Origin of the sequence: Aliivibrio sp. 1S175 (assembly GCF_001690985.1) — a bacterium.
Taxonomy (GTDB): domain Bacteria; phylum Pseudomonadota; class Gammaproteobacteria; order Enterobacterales; family Vibrionaceae; genus Aliivibrio.
Genome location: NZ_MAJS01000010.1, coordinates 60,530 through 78,831 on the forward strand (window position 1 = coordinate 60,530; position 18,302 = coordinate 78,831).

The 18,302-nt window shown below is 38.5% G+C and carries 14 protein-coding genes and 3 tRNA genes; 8 read left to right on the forward strand and 9 right to left on the reverse strand.

Annotated elements, in window-relative coordinates:
• Nucleotides 1–36: 36 nt before the first annotated feature.
• A complete protein-coding gene (gene can / locus A6E06_RS05230; protein WP_065591344.1) occupies nucleotides 37–687 on the reverse strand; it encodes a carbonate dehydratase in 651 nt (216 codons plus the stop codon).
• A 339-nt stretch (nucleotides 688–1,026) separates the two neighbouring features.
• On the opposite strand from can, the gene A6E06_RS05235 reads away from it, so the two are divergent.
• The 3 genes from A6E06_RS05235 to A6E06_RS05245 all read left to right on the forward strand — a co-directional run bounded on the left by A6E06_RS05235 (nucleotide 1,027) and on the right by A6E06_RS05245 (nucleotide 4,564).
• Complete coding sequence (locus A6E06_RS05235) at nucleotides 1,027–2,682, forward strand: SulP family inorganic anion transporter (RefSeq protein WP_065591343.1); 1,656 nt, start codon at nucleotides 1,027–1,029, stop codon at nucleotides 2,680–2,682.
• A 194-nt stretch (nucleotides 2,683–2,876) separates the two neighbouring features.
• Nucleotides 2,877–3,794 carry an ABC transporter ATP-binding protein gene (locus tag A6E06_RS05240; RefSeq protein ID WP_065591342.1) on the forward strand — a complete coding sequence of 306 codons (918 nt, stop codon included), beginning with the start codon at nucleotides 2,877–2,879 and terminating at the stop codon, nucleotides 3,792–3,794.
• On the forward strand, nucleotides 3,794–4,564 hold the full coding sequence (locus A6E06_RS05245; RefSeq protein ID WP_065591341.1) for an ABC transporter permease: 771 nt from the start codon (nucleotides 3,794–3,796) through the stop codon (nucleotides 4,562–4,564). Before A6E06_RS05240 ends, A6E06_RS05245 begins: the two co-directional genes overlap by 1 nt.
• Before the next feature lie 71 nt (nucleotides 4,565–4,635).
• On the opposite strand, the gene panC is transcribed toward A6E06_RS05245, so the two are convergent.
• The 7 genes from panC to sfsA all read right to left on the reverse strand — a co-directional run bounded on the left by panC (nucleotide 4,636) and on the right by sfsA (nucleotide 10,557).
• Nucleotides 4,636–5,517 carry a pantoate--beta-alanine ligase gene (panC, locus tag A6E06_RS05250; protein WP_065591340.1) on the reverse strand — a complete coding sequence of 294 codons (882 nt, stop codon included), beginning with the start codon at nucleotides 5,515–5,517 and terminating at the stop codon, nucleotides 4,636–4,638.
• Nucleotides 5,518–5,526: 9 nt separating this feature from the next.
• The gene (gene panB / locus A6E06_RS05255; RefSeq protein WP_065591339.1) at nucleotides 5,527–6,321 is read right to left on the reverse strand and encodes a 3-methyl-2-oxobutanoate hydroxymethyltransferase; all 795 of its coding nucleotides are present in this window, start codon (nucleotides 6,319–6,321) and stop codon (nucleotides 5,527–5,529) included.
• Between the two features lie 21 nt (nucleotides 6,322–6,342).
• The gene (folK, locus tag A6E06_RS05260) at nucleotides 6,343–6,828 is read right to left on the reverse strand and encodes a 2-amino-4-hydroxy-6-hydroxymethyldihydropteridine diphosphokinase (RefSeq protein WP_065591338.1); all 486 of its coding nucleotides are present in this window, start codon (nucleotides 6,826–6,828) and stop codon (nucleotides 6,343–6,345) included.
• A complete protein-coding gene (pcnB, locus tag A6E06_RS05265; RefSeq protein ID WP_065591337.1) occupies nucleotides 6,825–8,150 on the reverse strand; it encodes a polynucleotide adenylyltransferase PcnB in 1,326 nt (441 codons plus the stop codon). Before pcnB ends, folK begins: the two co-directional genes overlap by 4 nt.
• A 123-nt stretch (nucleotides 8,151–8,273) precedes the next feature.
• On the reverse strand, nucleotides 8,274–9,167 hold the full coding sequence (gene gluQRS / locus A6E06_RS05270) for a tRNA glutamyl-Q(34) synthetase GluQRS (RefSeq protein WP_065591336.1): 894 nt from the start codon (nucleotides 9,165–9,167) through the stop codon (nucleotides 8,274–8,276).
• A gap of 66 nt (nucleotides 9,168–9,233) precedes the next feature.
• Nucleotides 9,234–9,683 carry an RNA polymerase-binding protein DksA gene (gene dksA, locus A6E06_RS05275; RefSeq protein ID WP_065591392.1) on the reverse strand — a complete coding sequence of 150 codons (450 nt, stop codon included), beginning with the start codon at nucleotides 9,681–9,683 and terminating at the stop codon, nucleotides 9,234–9,236.
• A gap of 166 nt (nucleotides 9,684–9,849) precedes the next feature.
• Nucleotides 9,850–10,557 (reverse strand): DNA/RNA nuclease SfsA, encoded by a 708-nt coding sequence (gene sfsA / locus A6E06_RS05280; protein ID WP_065591335.1) that lies wholly within the window; start codon nucleotides 10,555–10,557, stop codon nucleotides 9,850–9,852.
• A gap of 59 nt (nucleotides 10,558–10,616) precedes the next feature.
• Between sfsA and hrpB the strand changes: the two genes are divergently transcribed.
• The 5 genes from hrpB to A6E06_RS05305 all read left to right on the forward strand — a co-directional run bounded on the left by hrpB (nucleotide 10,617) and on the right by A6E06_RS05305 (nucleotide 15,984).
• Nucleotides 10,617–13,082, forward strand: a complete 2,466-nt coding sequence (hrpB, locus tag A6E06_RS05285; RefSeq protein ID WP_065591334.1) for an ATP-dependent helicase HrpB — start codon at nucleotides 10,617–10,619, stop codon at nucleotides 13,080–13,082.
• A gap of 24 nt (nucleotides 13,083–13,106) precedes the next feature.
• Entirely contained in the window at nucleotides 13,107–15,482 is a 2,376-nt protein-coding gene (gene mrcB, locus A6E06_RS05290) for a penicillin-binding protein 1B (RefSeq protein WP_065591333.1), read from the forward strand.
• Between the two features lie 189 nt (nucleotides 15,483–15,671).
• Nucleotides 15,672–15,747, forward strand: a tRNA-Phe gene (locus A6E06_RS05295).
• Nucleotides 15,748–15,802: 55 nt separating this feature from the next.
• Nucleotides 15,803–15,878 (forward strand) — tRNA-Thr (locus tag A6E06_RS05300).
• Nucleotides 15,879–15,908: 30 nt separating this feature from the next.
• Nucleotides 15,909–15,984, forward strand: a tRNA-Asn gene (locus tag A6E06_RS05305).
• Between the two features lie 170 nt (nucleotides 15,985–16,154).
• Here the strand turns inward: A6E06_RS05305 and A6E06_RS05310 are convergent.
• On the reverse strand, nucleotides 16,155–17,780 hold the full coding sequence (locus A6E06_RS05310) for a methyl-accepting chemotaxis protein (protein ID WP_065591332.1): 1,626 nt from the start codon (nucleotides 17,778–17,780) through the stop codon (nucleotides 16,155–16,157).
• Nucleotides 17,781–18,302: the final 522 nt, after the last annotated feature.

Genomic DNA, 18,302 nt, shown 5'->3' on the forward strand with positions numbered 1-18,302 from the left:
TGATAAGATGTAAATTTATTTGTTTTTTATCATCATTTATTCACAATTAGTTATTACAGACATTGCGGCTTGGTAGGATATTTCCAATGATTCTCGACTATGACCTTTAACACCAAGATCATTTAACACACCATCTCCCATACCATAAACAACCCCATGAACTTGAACATCTTGTCCACGCTCCCAGGCGGTTTGCATTACCGTGGAATTACCGACGTTATACACTTGTTCTGCAACATTGATCTCACATAATTTATCTCCCCATTTTTCACGAGGAATTTGACCAAATACGGTTCGATGCTTTAAGTATAAATCTCTAATGTGAAGTAACCAGTTATTGATTAATCCTAATGGAGGATTGTCGATCGCAGCGTTTACACCACCGCAGCCATAATGGCCACAAACGATAATGTGTTTGATTTTTAGTACGTCGACGGCATATTGCAACACGGATAAGCAATTTAAATCGGTATGAATTACTTGGTTCGCCACATTACGGTGAACAAACAGTTCTCCTGAATGAAGCCCGGTTAAGCGCTCTGCTGGAACTCTACTGTCTGAGCAGCCAATCCATAAGAAACCTGGATTTTGTCCTTCTTCAAGCTGGGTAAAGTACTCAGGACGTCCCGCCTTAATTGATTTAGCCCATTTCGAATTGTTTTCAAAAAGCTCTTTAATTTCTGGCATTTTAAATTTTTTATCCCTTAAATACATAAGAAGAAAGGGTTTTACCTAAACTTCTTTCTGTTAAAAACGTCAACAGGTTTATTTACTATACACAATGTTACAATTTCAAGCTGCTAAAAAATGGCTCTAAAAGCACTCATCTGAGGAGTAGAAGCTTTAAATAAGGTACTTTACGGCGTCAATTAGATGAATCGGACATAAGGAAACCGGATTGGTTCTAATTAACTGTTATGAGCGATGAATAACATTTGCTAAATTAACAGTCTTAATCTTTAGTTCATTGTTTATAAAAACAAATAACATAATAAAGTGGCCATTATTTATTACAGGGAGTGATTTGTGTTTGGACAACGATTTGAAAATTTAAATATAAAAGGTGATTTGTTTGGTGGTGTTACCACGGCCATTATTTCATTGCCATTAGCGTTAGCATTTGGTGTTGCTTCTGGAGCTGGAGCTGAAGCGGGTCTTTGGGGCGCGATAATGGTTGGTTTCTTTGCTTCCTTGTTTGGTGGTTCTTCAACATTGATCTCTGAACCTACAGGGCCAATGACAGTGATCATGACAGCTGTATTAACCAGTATGGTAGCAAAGTATCCAGAGTCAGGCATTGCGATGACTTTTACTGTCGTAATGATGGCGGGTGCTTTTCAAATATTATTGGGAACATTAAAACTAGGTAAGTACATTACATTAATGCCTTATAGCGTGATCTCTGGGTTTATGTCTGGCATTGGTATTATTTTAATTATCTTGCAACTCTCTCCGCTATTAGGTCATGCCGCCCCTGCGGGTGGTGTTCTTGGAACCCTTCGTGCTTTACCTGAAACATTAAGTCATTTAGATATAAAAGAGCTGTTCCTTGGCTTATTAACGCTTGTGGTTTTATTTCTTTTTCCAGAAAAGTATAGGAAGTTTGTACCTGCACAGCTAGTTGCTTTAGTTGCTGTTACTCTTATCTCAATCATTATTTTTGATATGGATTCTATTCGCCGTATTGGTGAGATACCTGCCGGTTTACCTTCTATTGTTATTCCCACTATTAATAGCGATATGTTTATGACAATGGTGATTGATGCACTTGTTCTGGGAACATTAGGGTGCATTGATACGTTATTAACCGCAGTTATCGGGGATTCTTTAACTCGTAAAGAGCATGATTCTGATAAAGAATTACGAGGCCAAGGTTTAGCGAATATGATCTCTGGGTTATTTGGGGCTTTACCGGGGGCAGGAGCAACAATGGGAACGGTAACGAATATTCAAGTTGGCGCTCGCTCTCCTTTGTCTGGTGTATTTAGAGCTGCAGTACTGGCTTTAGTCGTATTAGTCGCTGGTGGGTTAACAGAACCGATTCCAATGGCGGTATTGGCCGGTATTGCGGTTTATGTTGGTTTTAATATTCTTGATTGGAGTTTTATACAACGAGCACATAAAGTCAGTTTTGCGGGCATGGCGATCATGTATGGCGTAATGCTATTGACTGTATTTGTGGATTTGATTGTAGCTGTTGGTCTTGGTGTTTTTATTTCAAACATCATCATTATCGAAAGGTTGAGTCGTGAGCAAGCAAGGAAAGTTAAAGCGATTAGTGATGCAGATGAAGATGATGTGCCTTTAACGGACAGTGAAAGAGCGTTACTTGATAAGGCAAACGGAAAAGTATTGTTCTTCTATCTATCTGGCCCAATGATATTCAGTGTATCAAAGGCGATCTCACGTCAACATAGTAGTATTTCTGACTATGAAGTGATGATCTTAGATTTAACTGATGTGCCGATGATTGATGTCACGGTTGGTTTAGCATTAGAGAATGCAATTAAAGATGCGTTAGATGCAAATTGCCAAGTGTATTTATTGTGCCCGAATGAAAATACGAGGATGCAGTTGGAAAAATTCCATATCTTAGAATTAATTCCAGAGCAAAAAACGTATTCTTTTCGTTATGAAGCACTAAAATCGGCTGTTAAACAAGTCTCGCCCAGCCAGAATTAAGCTTATGCATTACACTTTAAAAATGGTTGAATATTATATTTAGCCACTTTTCATTTATATGACTTATTTTTTGATGTTTAGGTGTGATTAATATTAGATTGCTTTGATTAATCGCAACCATGCAATTGCATTCATCGTCATTCAACGATAAGCTTATTGTATTAATAGATGCTAATCTAAGTGATGGGTAAAATATGTACGCATTAGAAATAGAACAATTAAGAAAAACCTATGCCGGAGGCTTTGAAGCGTTAAAGGGCGTAGATTTAACTGTTGAACAAGGTGATTTTTATGCCTTGTTAGGACCAAACGGGGCGGGTAAATCAACGACTATTGGGGTTATTAGTTCACTTGTGAATAAAACCTCAGGCCGAGTTAAGGTGTTTGGTTATGATATCGATACCCACCTAGTTCAAGCAAAACAACAGATAGGCCTAGTGCCTCAAGAGTTTAATTTTAATCCATTTGAAACCGTGCAGCAGATAGTCATACAGCAAGCTGGATATTACGGTGTATCTCGAACTCTTGCTAAAGAGCGAGCCAAAAAATACTTATCGCAGCTTGATCTTTGGGATAAAAAAGATGAGCGTGCGCGTAATTTATCTGGTGGTATGAAACGTCGATTAATGATTGCTCGCGCTTTAATGCATGAGCCAAAATTACTCATCCTTGATGAACCAACCGCAGGTGTTGATATTGAACTTCGTCGCTCTATGTGGGAATTCTTAAAGCAAATTAATGAACAAGGTGTCACTATTATTCTGACAACCCATTACCTTGAAGAAGCCGAAATGCTGTGTCGCAATATTGGTATTATTAATAAAGGTGAAGTGATTGAAAATACGTCAATGAAACTGCTGCTTAATAAACTTCAAGTCGAGACCTTTATTTTAGATTTAGCTGAAGATAGCGTTATCCCTAAACTTGAGGGAGCGAAAGTAACCAGCAGTAAAGAAGGCTCGATAGAGGTCGAGATCGATAAATCTCAAGGGTTAAATTATCTATTTGAACAATTAAACCATCAGGGAGTTAACGTACTTTCTATGAGAAATAAAGCCAATCGATTAGAAGAATTATTCGTAAGCATTGTTCGTAATGGAGAGGCTAAGTAATGATGAATTTATATTGGACCGCATTTAAAAGTCTTATTTCTAAAGAGATAAATCGATTTACTCGTATCTGGGTACAAACACTAGTTCCACCTGCGATCACAATGACTCTTTACTTTATTATTTTTGGTAACTTGATTGGCTCTCGAATTGGTGAGATGAGTGGTTTTAGTTATATGGAATATATTGTTCCTGGTTTGATCATGATGTCAGTGATAACTAACTCTTACTCTAATGTGGCTTCTTCATTCTTTAGTGCTAAATTTCAAAAGAATATAGAAGAGTTATTAGTTGCTCCTGTACCTAATTACATCATTATTGCAGGCTTTGTTGGCGGTGGTGTTGTGCGTGGATTGTTGGTTGGAGCTTTGGTTACTTGTGTATCACTATTCTTTGTTGATATTCAAATAGCACATCTTGGCGTAATCATGTTAACGGTATTAATGACATCCATTGTGTTCTCTTTAGGAGGGCTCATTAATGCTATTTTTGCGAGAACATTCGATGATATTAGTATTATTCCTACTTTTATTTTAACGCCATTAACGTATTTGGGTGGGGTGTTTTATTCTATTAATTTACTGCCTGAGTTTTGGCAAGGGGTATCAAAATTAAACCCTATCGTTTATATGGTTAACGCTTTCCGTTATGGTTTTTTAGGTGTGTCAGATGTTGGTATCGGCACTGCGTTTACTGTTTTAATAGCATTTATTATTGTTCTGTATGCGATTGCACTGCGTTTAATATCAAAGGGTACTGGATTAAGAAGTTAGAATTATCATTTTAAAAAAGGGCTGATGATCAGTAATCATCAGCCCTTTTTAATATATTGATAGAGTAAGTGTTATTCTTCTGTATCTTCTTCACTTGGCGTAATATGAAGTTCAACAACCAAATTGTCGATAAGTCGAACTTGACCAAGGAATGCTGCCATTAAGATGACCGCTTGAGTTGTTTCTTCTGTTGGCTCTTGTAATGTTCGTGCATCGCGAATAAATATTTCATCTGGCAGTAGATCTGCTGCTCGCAATTGGTCACTTGCATCTTCAATTAGAGAGACGTAATCATTGCGACCACCGCGCATTTGACTGCTGATCCAACGCATTGTACGGGCTAAAACGGGTGCACGCTGACGTTCATTTAATGTCAGAAGATTATTGCGTGAGCTCATCGCTAAACTGTCCATTTCTCGAACAGTAGCAACACCAACGATGTTGATATCTAAAGCCATGTCGATGACCATTTGGCGGATAAGCGCCAGTTGTTGGAAATCTTTTTCACCAAAACAAGCGACATCAGGCTGTACGATATTAAATAATTTATTTACTACGGTAGAGACACCTTTAAAATGCCCAGGACGAGAAGCCCCTTCTAAAATAGTTGAGATAAAAGGAACGTCAACAGTAGTTTGTTTATCTAACCCTTCTGGGTACATTATTTCTGGTGTTGGAGTGAAAAGCATATCGACTTTTTCAGCGGTTAGCTTTTCAACATCCTCATCAATCGTTCGAGGGTAGTTCGTTAAATCATCCGTGTTGTTAAATTGCATTGGATTAACAAAAATACTCGCAATTACAATGTCTGCATGTTCACGAGCTGTACGAACAAGAGTTAGATGACCTTCATGTAAATTACCCATGGTAGGTACGAAAGCAATACGTTTTCCTTCGCGCTTCCACGTTTTAATCTGCTCACGTAATGGCAGAATTTCAGAAAAAATGTCCATTACGTTTCCTTAATTAAATGTATGTTCGGCAGCAGGGAAGATACCTTGCTCAACATCTTGAATATATTTAGTTACTGCTGTACGCATATCCCCCGTTTCTGCTAAGAAGTTCTTAGAGAATTTAGGCATATAATTAGCTGAAATACCAAACATGTCGTGCATTACCAGAATCTGACCATCGGTAGCATTACCTGCACCAATTCCGATCACAGGAACAGTACATGCTTTAGTAATACGCTCTGCAAGCGAAGCAGGAACACATTCTAATAAGATGATTTGAGCCCCTGCTTTTTCAAGAGTCAGAGCGTCTTTTAGCATTTGGTTTGCTTTTGCTTCATCACGACCTTGAATTCTAAAACCACCAAAGATATTGACTGATTGAGGTGTTAAACCAAGATGTGCACAAACAGGTACTGCGCGTTCAGCAAGAAGTCGAATTGTTTCAGCAATCCATTCACCACCTTCTATTTTTACCATGTTAGCACCAGCTTGCATTAGCTTAGCTGCATTCTCACAGGCTTGTTCAGGTGTTGCGTAGCTCATGAAAGGCATATCAGCCATTAATAAGATATTTGGACTGCCAGCACGTACACAGCGAGTGTGATAAGCTATCTCTTCGGTAGTTACTGGCAATGTGTCAGATTTACCTTGTAATACCATACCTAATGAATCACCAACTAATAAAACAGGCATTTCTTGCTGTTCAAATAGTTGCGAGAAGCTAGCATCATAAGCGGTTACTGTTGCAAATTTACGACCTTCTTGCTTCCATTTCATTAAGTCATGTATAGAGATTTTTTTCATAAAACTTCCTTACTGAAGCGATTACTCTTGCCAGATAGCCAAGCCATTTCTATCTACTTTTTTCAGTAGTTGAGATAGGGTTGTGCCATCAGGAAGGGTTAAATTATTATAAATTTCTGCCAGAGGATAAAGAACAAACTCACGTTCTTTCATACCATAATGAGGTACTGTTAATCGCTCATTGTCGATCGTTTGATCGCCAAATAGAATAATATCAAGATCAATAGTTCTTGGGCCCCAACGCTCATCTTTACGAACCCTGCCTTGTTCTAGCTCGATCTTTTGAGTGAGGTCAAGTAGATGCATTGGTGCAAGGTTTGTTTCAATTTCAACAACTGCATTAATGTAATCAGGTTGGTCTTGAGGTCCCATAGGAGAGCTACTATACAATGAAGATACGGCAGTCACGATAGAGTCAGGCAATTGATGAAGTGCTTCAATCGCGATTTTTGCCTGTTCTACTGGTTTTCCAAGATTACTCCCAATTGCAATAATTACTTTGATCATGAGTCGTTATTCGCTCTTTTTTTCTTACGATAAGGGCTACGACGCTTTTTAGTGCCAGTAGTTCGGCCACCATTTAACCCTTGGATCATATTATTACGGTGTGGCATTGGAGCATCTTGGAATTCTGTCCACCACTCAGCTAAGGCTTTCACTTCTCCACCTTCTACCGTTCCTCGCATTTCTAAAAAATCATAGGCGGCACGGAATTTTTGCTGTTCAATCAGAATGAAAGCGCGTTTGCCGTTTCGGCGAGGTAAGCGAAGCTGGAGTTGCCAAACGTCACGAATAGTTGCTGTAAGTCTTCGTGGAACGGCGGTGCTTTTTACTTGAATATCAAGCATGATATTAGACGCTTCCATAATGGATTCGTAGTGATCATACTTTGGATTTTCATCTTGAATTTCTTGTGCTTTTACTGTTAATGGGTACCACAACATAGCGGCAAACATAAAGGCTGGATTAACACGTTGGCCACTATTAATTCGTTTGTCTGTTGAGTGTAATACAAGTTCAATCATTCGCTCTGTTTGACTATTACCTTCCTGTGTTAAGAAAGGGGTCAGCGCAGGAAATAGCTGCTGAAATAAATTAAATTTACGCAGCATATAATAGGTATTTACCCCTTTACCTGCTTGCAGTAATTTTAATGATTCTTCAAATAAACGTGCGGCTGGTATGTCTTGCAGTAAGGGGGATAACTCAACCATAGGCTCTGCGGTTTTCTCACAGATTGTCATGTCTAATTTAGCGGCAAATCGAACTGCTCTGAGCATTCGTACCGGGTCTTCTCGATAACGAGTCTCAGGATCACCAATTAAACGTACAAGACCGTTATTTAAATCTTCAATACCGTTGGCATAATCGTGAATCGAGTAGTCTGCAATGTTGTAATACATAGCATTAATTGTAAAGTCACGACGTTGTGCATCTTCTTCTACAGTGCCATATACATTATCACGTAGCAGCATTCCCTCTTTGGATTGAGATGAAATGTTGTTTTTTTCAGACTCTTCTTCTTTATGGTGACCACGGAAGGTTGCAACTTCAATGACATCTCTGCCAAAAAGAATATGAGCAAGACGAAATCGACGACCGATGAGTCGACAGTTTCTGAATAGTTTTTTGATTTGCTCTGGAGTGGCATTGGTTGCAATATCAAAATCTTTAGGTTCTTGACCTAGAAGAATATCTCGCACACCTCCACCTACTAGATAGGCGTCGTATCCAGCATTGCTTAAACGGTAAAGTACTTTTAGCGCATTATCACTTAAGTCTTTACGTGAAATGTTATGTTCTTGGCGTGTTATAACGTTCAGTTTCAAATCCTCTGTTGAGCAGATTTTACTGTTGTTTTTGAGTAAATTACGACAAAAACGGGCAACTTGATTAAAGATAATTTACCTCGATATTCAAGTGAGCAGTCAAAAATAGGCGCACATCATAGCTTAAATTGAAGGTTTTGAGAATGGGGTAGTAATCTCGAGCCCAGTTGGAAGCTGTTTTAGTTGCCAATTTTTGATTGCCCATTGAAAAATTTCATTCAATGTGGCGGTTTCTATGTCCTTTGGTAAGGAAAAGCCTAAGAATTGTAACGCAGCAAGTAATGTTGGTTTTGGTGCTGCATTATCGATCGCAGGTGCATAGTTTTGTTTTGACAGTTTATTCCCTGAATCATCAACAGCAAGTGGTAAATGAAGATAACTGACTTCTTTTTTACCAAGTTGGCGATAAAGTGATATCTGACGTCCCGTTGGTTCAATTAAATCAGCCCCTCGAACCACTTCAGTAACACCTTGGTCAATGTCATCCAGTACAACGGCTAAATTATAAGCAAACAAACCATCTCGACGCTTGATGATAAAATCCTCATGGGCGAGTTGTGATGGTATTTGAATGATGCCATGTTTGATATCAGAAAATGATTCAACAGGATGTTGCATAGCAAGGCGTACAGCCGAATTTTTTTCTGGGTGCTGCAAATGTTTACAGTGCCCTAAATAAAAACCACCGTCTTCTTTGACTTGTTTACGAGTACACTGACAAAAGTACGCATTGTTTTTATCAATCCAGTGATCTATTTGGGATTGGTAAATATCATGTCGTTGGCTTTGATACACAATGTCACTGTCCCATTCAAATCCATAATCCTCTAAGGTTTGAATGATTAAATCTGATGCACCAATGACCTCTCTAGGTGGGTCTAAATCTTCAATACGTACAAGCCATTTGCCTTGTTGAGACTTTGCTTGTAAGTAACTCCCTAATGCTGCAACAAGGGAACCAAAATGCAGGGGACCTGATGGTGATGGCGCGAAGCGACCTATGTATTGAGTTGTCATAGTATTTCACAGTATAAACGTAAAAAAGGGAGCCTGCGCTCCCTTCTTTGATGACACTAATTGGTATTAGCCTGCCATTTGCTTTTCTTTGATTTCTGCAAGAGTTTTACAGTCAATACAAAGATCAGCAGTTGGACGTGCTTCTAAGCGACGAATACCGATTTCAACACCACAAGAATCACAGAAGCCGAAATCTTCATCTTCAATCTTGCTAAGTGTTTTTTCAATTTTTTTAATTAGGCGGCGTTCACGATCACGGTTACGCAGTTCTAAACTAAATTCTTCTTCTTGAGCAGCTCGATCAACAGGATCTGGGAAATTAGCTGCTTCATCTTTCATGTGGTTCACTGTGCGTTCAACTTCTTCCCTAAGTTGACTACGCCAAGCTGCTAGAATCTTGGTAAAGTGTTCGATTTGGGCTGGGCCCATATACTCTTCACCGGTTTTTTCCTGGTAAGGTTCAACACCAGCGATAGCTAGGATACCTAGCGTTCTTTTTGTATTGCTCTCTGGCATTACAGCTTCTCCTAAAAACATCTTTGACTCTCACTAGCCAAATGAGGGCGCTATCTATAACAGAAAGAAAAGGGGCAATCAAATATTCAATTCATCAATTGAGACTTAGTAACAAGAACGTAGCACTTTTCTTAAAAAGAATGTAAATATTGCTTATTTAAAGCAACTAAATACAAAAAGGCAGCTCGCGTACGATCTTCATCTCTTTTGACGACATCTCGGCTTGGTAGCAGAGAACGGTAACCCCATTTTCAATCGCATCAATTAATAAAGAATAATATTGTTGGTCTATATGGTGTGCGATTGATACTTTTTCAATCCCTGAATGCAAAATTGCGAAAAATAATATCGATTTTTTGCCATTTTTTGCCATTTCACTCAATTCTCTAAGGTGTTTTTGACCTCGAGTGGTAACTGAGTCTGGAAAATAACCTTGTCCAGCTTTATCTAATAAGGTGACGCTTTTCACTTCAATATAGCAGTCAGGTAATGAATCTTCACTAAGGAGTATATCAATACGACTATTTTCAGAACCATATTTTACTTCTGTTTGCAGTGTATTGTATTCATTTAGCTCACCAATTTGTTTGTTTTTGATGGCTTCGATAACTAATTGATTCGCTCGGATGGTATTTACGCATATTGTGTGATTATTTTCTGTGACGCTTAACTCCCAACTATTAGGATATTTACGTTTTAGATTACTAGATGTCGAAAAAAACACCGTATTTCCAGGGGTTGCACAGCCAGTCATTGCTCCTGTATTCGCACAGTGGATAGTTCGCTCGCTTTTATCTGGTAATTCAATGTCGGTTAAAAAGCGTTTATAGCGTTTAATTAACACTCCAGATTCTAATTCAGGTTCAAATTTCATTTAACTACTGTTTTTTTGTACAATGGTTTAATTCGAGATAATGCCATAAGGCGAAACCATTGTCACAGTTACCTATTGAAAGAGTGATCACGTCATTAATTGAGGGATTACGTCACCATTCTCAGATTATTTTAAAAGCATCGACAGGAGCAGGTAAATCCACTTATTTGCCTTTAATGCTATTAAAAGAGAATGTGATTGAAGGTAAAATTATTATGTTGGAACCTAGACGGTTGGCTGCGCGAAATATTGCTAATTATCTAGCCTCTCAGCTTGGTGAGTCAGTCGGTGAGCAGGTGGGCTTTAGGGTGAGAGGTGAAACTAAGGTTAGTGCTAATACCCGTTTAGAGATCGTCACCGAGGGAGTTATGACTCGAATGATCCAGTCCGATCCTGAATTATCTGGGGTGGGATTACTAATTTTTGATGAATATCATGAACGTAGCTTACATGCTGATACTTCTTTGGCATTTGCTCTGGAAGTACAAGAGGCTTTAAGAGATGATCTGAAATTACTGGTGATGTCCGCAACATTAGATCAAGAAGCACTGCAAGGTTTATTGCCTAATGCTGTGTATTTAGAGTCGGATGGTCGGTTATTTCCTGTTGAGACGTCTTATGTGCCCTTGAAAGCGAACCAACGAATAGTAGAAGCAACGGAGTCCGCAATTCGAAGAACTCTCATCAATGAACCTGGTTCTATGCTCGTTTTTCTGTCGGGTGCTGGAGAAATTAAGCAGTTAGAAGAACGATTGAGCGATCTGCCGTCAAATATTGTTATAGCGCCTTTATATGGTCAGCTTGATCCAAAAAAGCAGCAAGAAGCCTTAAAACCTGCATTAAAAGGGCAGCGTAAAGTTGTATTATCCACCAATGTTGCAGAAACAAGTCTGACAATTGAAGGTATTAGGATCGTTATTGACAGTGGCTATGAGCGTAAAGCAACGTTTAATACTAAAACAGGTATTACTAAATTAGAACAAAAGCGGATAGCACAATCATCAGCGGAACAAAGAAAAGGCCGAGCTGGGCGATTAGAACCAGGGATCTGTATTCGTCTATACAGTGAATCTCAATATCTACAACAAGCCTTAATTCAGACACCAGAAATTGAATCTTCCGACTTATCTTCTTTAATATTAGAGCTTTCTACGTGGGGAGTCTCTAATCCTCTGGACTTACAATGGTTAACACCACCACCAAATGCAAACATTCAACAAGCTCGATCTTTGTTATGCCAGTTAGAGTTTATTGATAAGCAAGGTCAACTTACGACTTTTGGTGAACAGTCGCGGCAACTAGGGCTTGAACCTAGACTTGCGGCTATTGCTTTACAAGCTCAAAAGCACTCTATTGAGCATTTACATACCGCATTATACTTACTTCCTCTTATTGAAGAGCCAGCAAAAGCTATTTCGTCAAAAGATCTGAGTTTTCACCTTTCACTATTATTGGCAGGAAAGTACCCAAAACAAGCTTATTATCTACAACGAGTTCAGCGTTTAGCTAAGTTACTTTCTATAAAAGAAAATATACGTAAGGTATCTCTGGATCTTATTGGTGACATTCTTGTTTATGGTTTTCCTGACAGATTAGCGATGGAGAAAGGATCAATAGGGCAGTTTCAGTTAGCAAACGGGCATGGTGTTCAATTAGATGAACTTGAATCTATTGCTCAAAGTGATTATTTGGTCGTAGTCGATCTATTAAAAGGGTATCAAAATCGAAGTTATGTATTCCTAGCTGCTTCATTATCTAAATCATCATTAATGAAGAATGCGTCCCATCTAATTGTTGAGCGTGAATACGTCGATTGGGATGAAAAATTGGGCCGAATGATTGCCGAAAAACGTACTTTTTTAGGTAAATTAATTCTTGAAAGGAAGGGAATAAGTTCACCTGACCCTGACAAAATATCTTTTGCGTTACTTAGTATGCTCAAACGAAAAGGGTTGACGTGTTTAAATTGGAATAAAGACGTTCAAGCTTTGCATTCTCGCTTGTTGTGTTGTGCTGAATGGTTACCTGAAATTACTCTACCGTTGATGAATGAAAGTGAACTACTTAATTGTGCTGATGAGTGGTTATTGCCTTTTATGACGGGAATAAAAAATGATAAACAATTAAAAACAGTCAATCTAATTGAGGCATTGGAGGCGTATGTCGGTTGGGATAAGATTAAAATGGTTAATGAGTATTTACCGACACATTATACATTGCCAACAGGAACAAGAGCTAAGATCTGCTATGAGTTGCAATCTGACCCTAAAATTTCAGTTAGAATGCAAGAGGTCTATGGTGAGGCTCAAACACCATTATTAGCTCAAGGTAAAAAGAAGCTCGTTATGGAGTTATTATCTCCAGCCCAAAGACCACTGCAAACGACGAGTGACCTGGCCGGATTTTGGCGAGGTTCATACAAAGAAGTACAAAAAGAAATGAAAGGGCGCTACCCCAAACATATTTGGCCAGATGATCCTGCGATTCATCAAGCAACGAAAAAGACAAAACGTCACTTTAATTAATTCCTTAACTTTAAAAGATCTCTCATGGTTGATAAGAAAAAAGCACCAGCAAAGGCTGCGCCGAAAAAAACAACAGAAAAAAAGAAAGCGCCGGCTAAAAGAAAAGCGACGACTAAAAAGAAAGCGCAACCCACTCGAGCATTTTGGAAGAGCTTACTGCTCTTAGGTTTTAAACTGAGTTTAGTTGTTTTGGCTATTTTAGTTATTACCGGTATTTATTTAGATACGGTAGTTAAAAAGCGTTTCGATGGTCAATTATTTAGTTTACCTACGGTCGTTTATAGTCGTGTATTAACATTATCTCCAGGACAAAATATTACTTTGCAGTCTGTAAAGAAAGAACTGGATTTATTGAAGTACCAGAAGGTAAGTCAACCTCAACGTTCAGGAGAATATTCATCATCCTCGACTAAAATAGAATTGATTCGTCGTCCTTTTGAATTTCAACAAGGGCCAGAGCCTGATCGTCATGTCATGCTGTATTTCAACGCTGATGGATTGCAAAAAATTGAAAATAGAACCGCTAAAAAGCAGATGGGCTTTTTACAAATAGAACCTCAGTTTTTAGGGATGCTAGATGCGGATCATGATCAACAGCGTTTGTTCTTACGAAGAGAGCAATTTCCGGAAGTGATGGTTGATGCGTTATTAGCGACAGAAGATAGAGATTTTTATCAGCACGACGGTGTTTCGCCATTAGCAATAGTGCGTGCTGCTTTAGTTAATGCAAAAGCAGGAAGAACCGTTCAAGGTGGGAGCACTCTAACTCAGCAATTGGCAAAAAACTTATTTCTATCTAGTGAGAGAACGTTATGGCGTAAAATTAGAGAAGCTTATCTTGCTCTTATTTTAGATTATCGTTACAGCAAAGATCGTATTTTAGAAGCGTATTTAAATGAAGTATATCTAGGGCAAACCGGTGGCGAGGCGATTCATGGATTTGGGTTGGCAGCTCAGGTCTATTTTGGTCGCCCGATAGAGGAACTAAGGATCGATCAGCTTTCGATGTTAGTTGGTATGGTTAAAGGACCATCTTATTATAATCCGATGCGTTTTCCTGAAAGAGTTAAAGCGCGTCGAGATTTAGTTCTACGTCTTATGATGCAAGAGGGTATTTTATCTCCTCGTCAGTATGAGATGGCAGCTAGCCGTTCTTTAGATGTAAAAAAACGAGCGACGATTGCAACAAGACAGCCCGCCTATTTTCAGCAGTTGAAATGGGAATTAAAAGAAAAGGCTGGAGATGCTTATCAAAAAGGAGAAGGTTTACGTGTATTTACAACGCTTGATCCTTTGTCTCAACAAAAAGCAGAGCAAGCTGTAGAAAGAAAGATCCCGCAGTTGGAGAAGCGTGCAGGTAAAGGCTTGGAAGCTGCTATGGTGGTGGTTGATCGTCAAAGCGGTGAAATTAGGGCTATGATTGGTGGTAGCCGTACTGGGTTTAATGGCTTCAATCGTGCAATAAATGCGAAACGTCCAATTGGGTCTTTAGTGAAACCTGCTATTTATTTATCGGCATTAGAAAGTCCTGATAAGTTTTCACTAGCGACAACATTAGATGATAAAGCGATTTCATTAAAAGGCAGTAAAGGGACAACGTGGACACCTCGAAACTTTGATCGTAAATTTAGAGGCGAAGTTCCTTTATATTATGCACTTTCTCATTCATTGAATGTGCCTACTGTAAATTTAGGATTAATGGTTGGCTTGAGTAAAGTAACCGATACCTTGGTTAAGTTAGGCGTAGATGCTCAAGAAATTAATCAAGTACCAAGTATGTTACTAGGCTCACTTAACTTATCTCCATATCAAGTGGCTCAAATGTATCAGACTCTGGGGAATGGTGGTAAAAAGGCCAAATTAACTGCGTTGAAGGCCGTGGTCGATAATGATGGCATTTTACTTTATGAAAACTTTCCAAGGTCGTCTACTGTTGTTCCAAAACAAGCCGCTTGGCTTACTATTTATGGTATGAAAAAAACAGTAAGTGAAGGTACAGCAAGGTTTTTGAACAGTCAGTATAGTTGGGCCGGTTTAGCGGGTAAAACGGGAACAAGTAATGATTCTCGAGACAGTTGGTATGCAGGCATTGATGGCCGAGAGGTTGTCATTACTTGGCTTGGTCGTGATGATAATAAACCCATGAAATTGACTGGTTCTAGTGGGGCGTTAAGGGTATATGCTGATTATCTTAGTTTACGAACGCCTGAAGCGTATAACTTACCTTGGCCCAAGGAAGTAACTACAGCTGGTTTTGATTTAGAAAATAACAAAACGTTAACTCCAAACTGTCGAGGAGATGTAAAGCTGCCTATTTGGGATAAGCAAGGTCAATATAAAGCTGAATGTGATAAAAAGAATACACCAGCGGCCTGGTTAACGAATATTTTTGGTTTTTAAGATTCACTATTTATTATTGATATAATAAGGCTAATTGCGAATAGAAGTGATATTTGATGTTGTCTATCAGTGTTTTGATTAATGAAACGTTATAAAAACAAAGATTCAGTGCATATTTTCATCAAACAAACTTTTATTTGTAATTATAGGTTGACCTAAAGACGTAAAAGCCGTTTAATACACCTCGTTGCCCGGATAGCTCAGTCGGTAGAGCAGAGGATTGAAAATCCTCGTGTCGGTGGTTCGATTCCGCCTCCGGGCACCATATTAAATTGTTGGTGCTTAGTAAGATATAAACACGAGCAATAAAAAATTAGTGTGCCGACTTAGCTCAGTAGGTAGAGCAACTGACTTGTAATCAGTAGGTCACCAGTTCGACTCCGGTAGTCGGCACCATTAATTCTCTTAATGAGACGCAATACCTGTTCCCTTTTAGTTCAGTTGGTAGAACGCCGGACTGTTAATCCGTATGTCGCTGGTTCAAGTCCAGCAAAGGGAGCCACATTTAAAAGCCTCGTCAGAAATGACGAGGCTTTTTTCGTTTAAATTAGTTTGATTGTCTGACGGTTCATGACGCTGATTAAAGTCAGATAACACTTATCTTGATTCTGTATATTTAGAGATAAAAAAGCATATAGGATATATGCTTTTTTATTAAGTATTATGTATAGGTTAGCTTTTTACTCGAAACTTGTTTAGCCACACTTCTAGGTCGTCAGCAAGCTCAGTTAGTATGTAAGTACTTTCTGTGCTTTCAGCAACAACACGCGCTAATTGTTGCCCACTTTCCTCGATCATATTGACTCGTTGGGTGATATCTTCACTAACATGTTTTTGCTCCTCCGATGCATTTGCAATTTGATGGCTCATACTTGAAATTGACTCAAGAGCGGTAACTATTTGTTGTAAAGCATCTGAAGCATTTTTAGATTCAGAAACGGTACTCTTACTTGTTTCGGCACATATTTCCATTGTTGAAATGGCGTTACGGGAACCTTCTTGCAAGTTCGATATCATTTGTTGTATTTCTTTGGTACTACCTTGGGTTCTTCCTGCAAGATTGCGTACTTCATCTGCGACAACTGCAAATCCTCGACCTTGCTCTCCAGCTCGTGCAGCTTCAATTGCAGCATTTAAAGCAAGTAGATTTGTTTGCTCCGCAATGCCTCCAATAACATCAAGAACTTTAACTATACTATTAACTTCACTGTCTAGTTCAGCTACAGCAGTACTTGCGGTATTAAGCTGTTCCGCTAATCCTTCAATATTATAAACTGTGGCATTAATTAACTTTTGAGTGCGAACACTTTGTTTATCTGCATCATCTGTATTCATTGCGGTTTGCTGTGCTGATTCTGCTACGTTATTTGCAGAGGAAGCCATTTCAGTTATCGCAGTGGCAATCATCTCGGTTGATTGGTACTGGCTTTCTGTTAATTGACTCACCGATCCTGATCTTGAATGTACGTCTGTTAGTTCTGCTTTTAAAGCTAACATTGACTGAGTTAAATGTTGAACTAATTCAGCTAATGAAAGGTTCATTGTTTGAACTGCGTGATAAATACTGCCTTCAGTTGCTTTAGTATCAAATTGAGTAACGATCTCTCCAGCTGCTACTGTTTGTATAGCGGCATGTACCTCTTTTGGTTCCCCGCCTAATAAAGAGATCATGCGTTTCATCGATATCATTAGAATACTAAAAATTAAACTAGCAATAATAAAAGCCAATCCAAATTGCCATTGAGCTGTAGACCAAAAACGTGCATTTACTTCAGTTTCGCCGATACCGGTACCCACGATCCAATTCCAGTCTCTTGTCTTTTCTGCAATAGATAGCTTTTTATCAATACTGCCGTCAGGCATTTTTAATGACCAAGTATATTCAGCGATGCCATTTGGCGTTTTAGATATGGCGTCATCTAAGATTTGTCCAACACTTTGACCTTTACTATCTCTAAACTCGTGAAAACTTGTGCCATGAAGTTGAGGATCAAGAGGTGCGGCTAAGAACATTAAATTCTCATCAGCTACGTAAACATATTCGTTATCTTTATAAATATTATTACGTAAGATAGTTATAGTGAGCTCTTTCGCTTTATTTTCTTCAATTCTTCCTTCTCTTACCATTTCTTCCATGTTGGCAATCAAATTATAAGTGGTTTGAAAAAGTTCTGTAACTCTAGCCTTATTATCGATGGTGCTAGCTACTCGTAATGTCCATAAGCCACTCGCTGTCATTGTGATCAGAGAAAATAAAATAATGGCAGCAAGAACATATGATTGTGTTTTCAACTTCATGTCGTTTGTCCTAAATATAATGATTATCCTTAAACTACTAGATCGACCGATAGATAAATAACTTTAAGGAATGCTTTTCTATTACTTAATACCTCTGCCTTATATAACACTAAAGGGGTGCAGATCTAGACCTAAATCATGATTACCTTTGGTTCTATAAATAAAGCATGTCTTCGTAAATAGTTGTTTTTAATTACTCTTGCTTTGAAATTGAGATTATTTGAATATTATCTATGCGAAACTTACGTTTTTTGATTGTTTTTCCTTCGTTTTAATTGAAATTAGGCTTTAATTTAATAAAAGGCTTGCCAATGTAATCTAACTCTCTATAATGCGACCTCACTGACACGGAGAGCCCATCCCATAAGGGGTTTGCAATCAGAGTTAGTAAGATGGTTTAGAATTTAAGTTTCAAATAAGTGCTTGACACTGAGGCTTAAATAGATAAAATGACCGTCCTCTTCACAGAAAGGCGAAAACGCTTTGAAAGTAGAAGAAAAGCTCTTTAACAATTTGAAACCT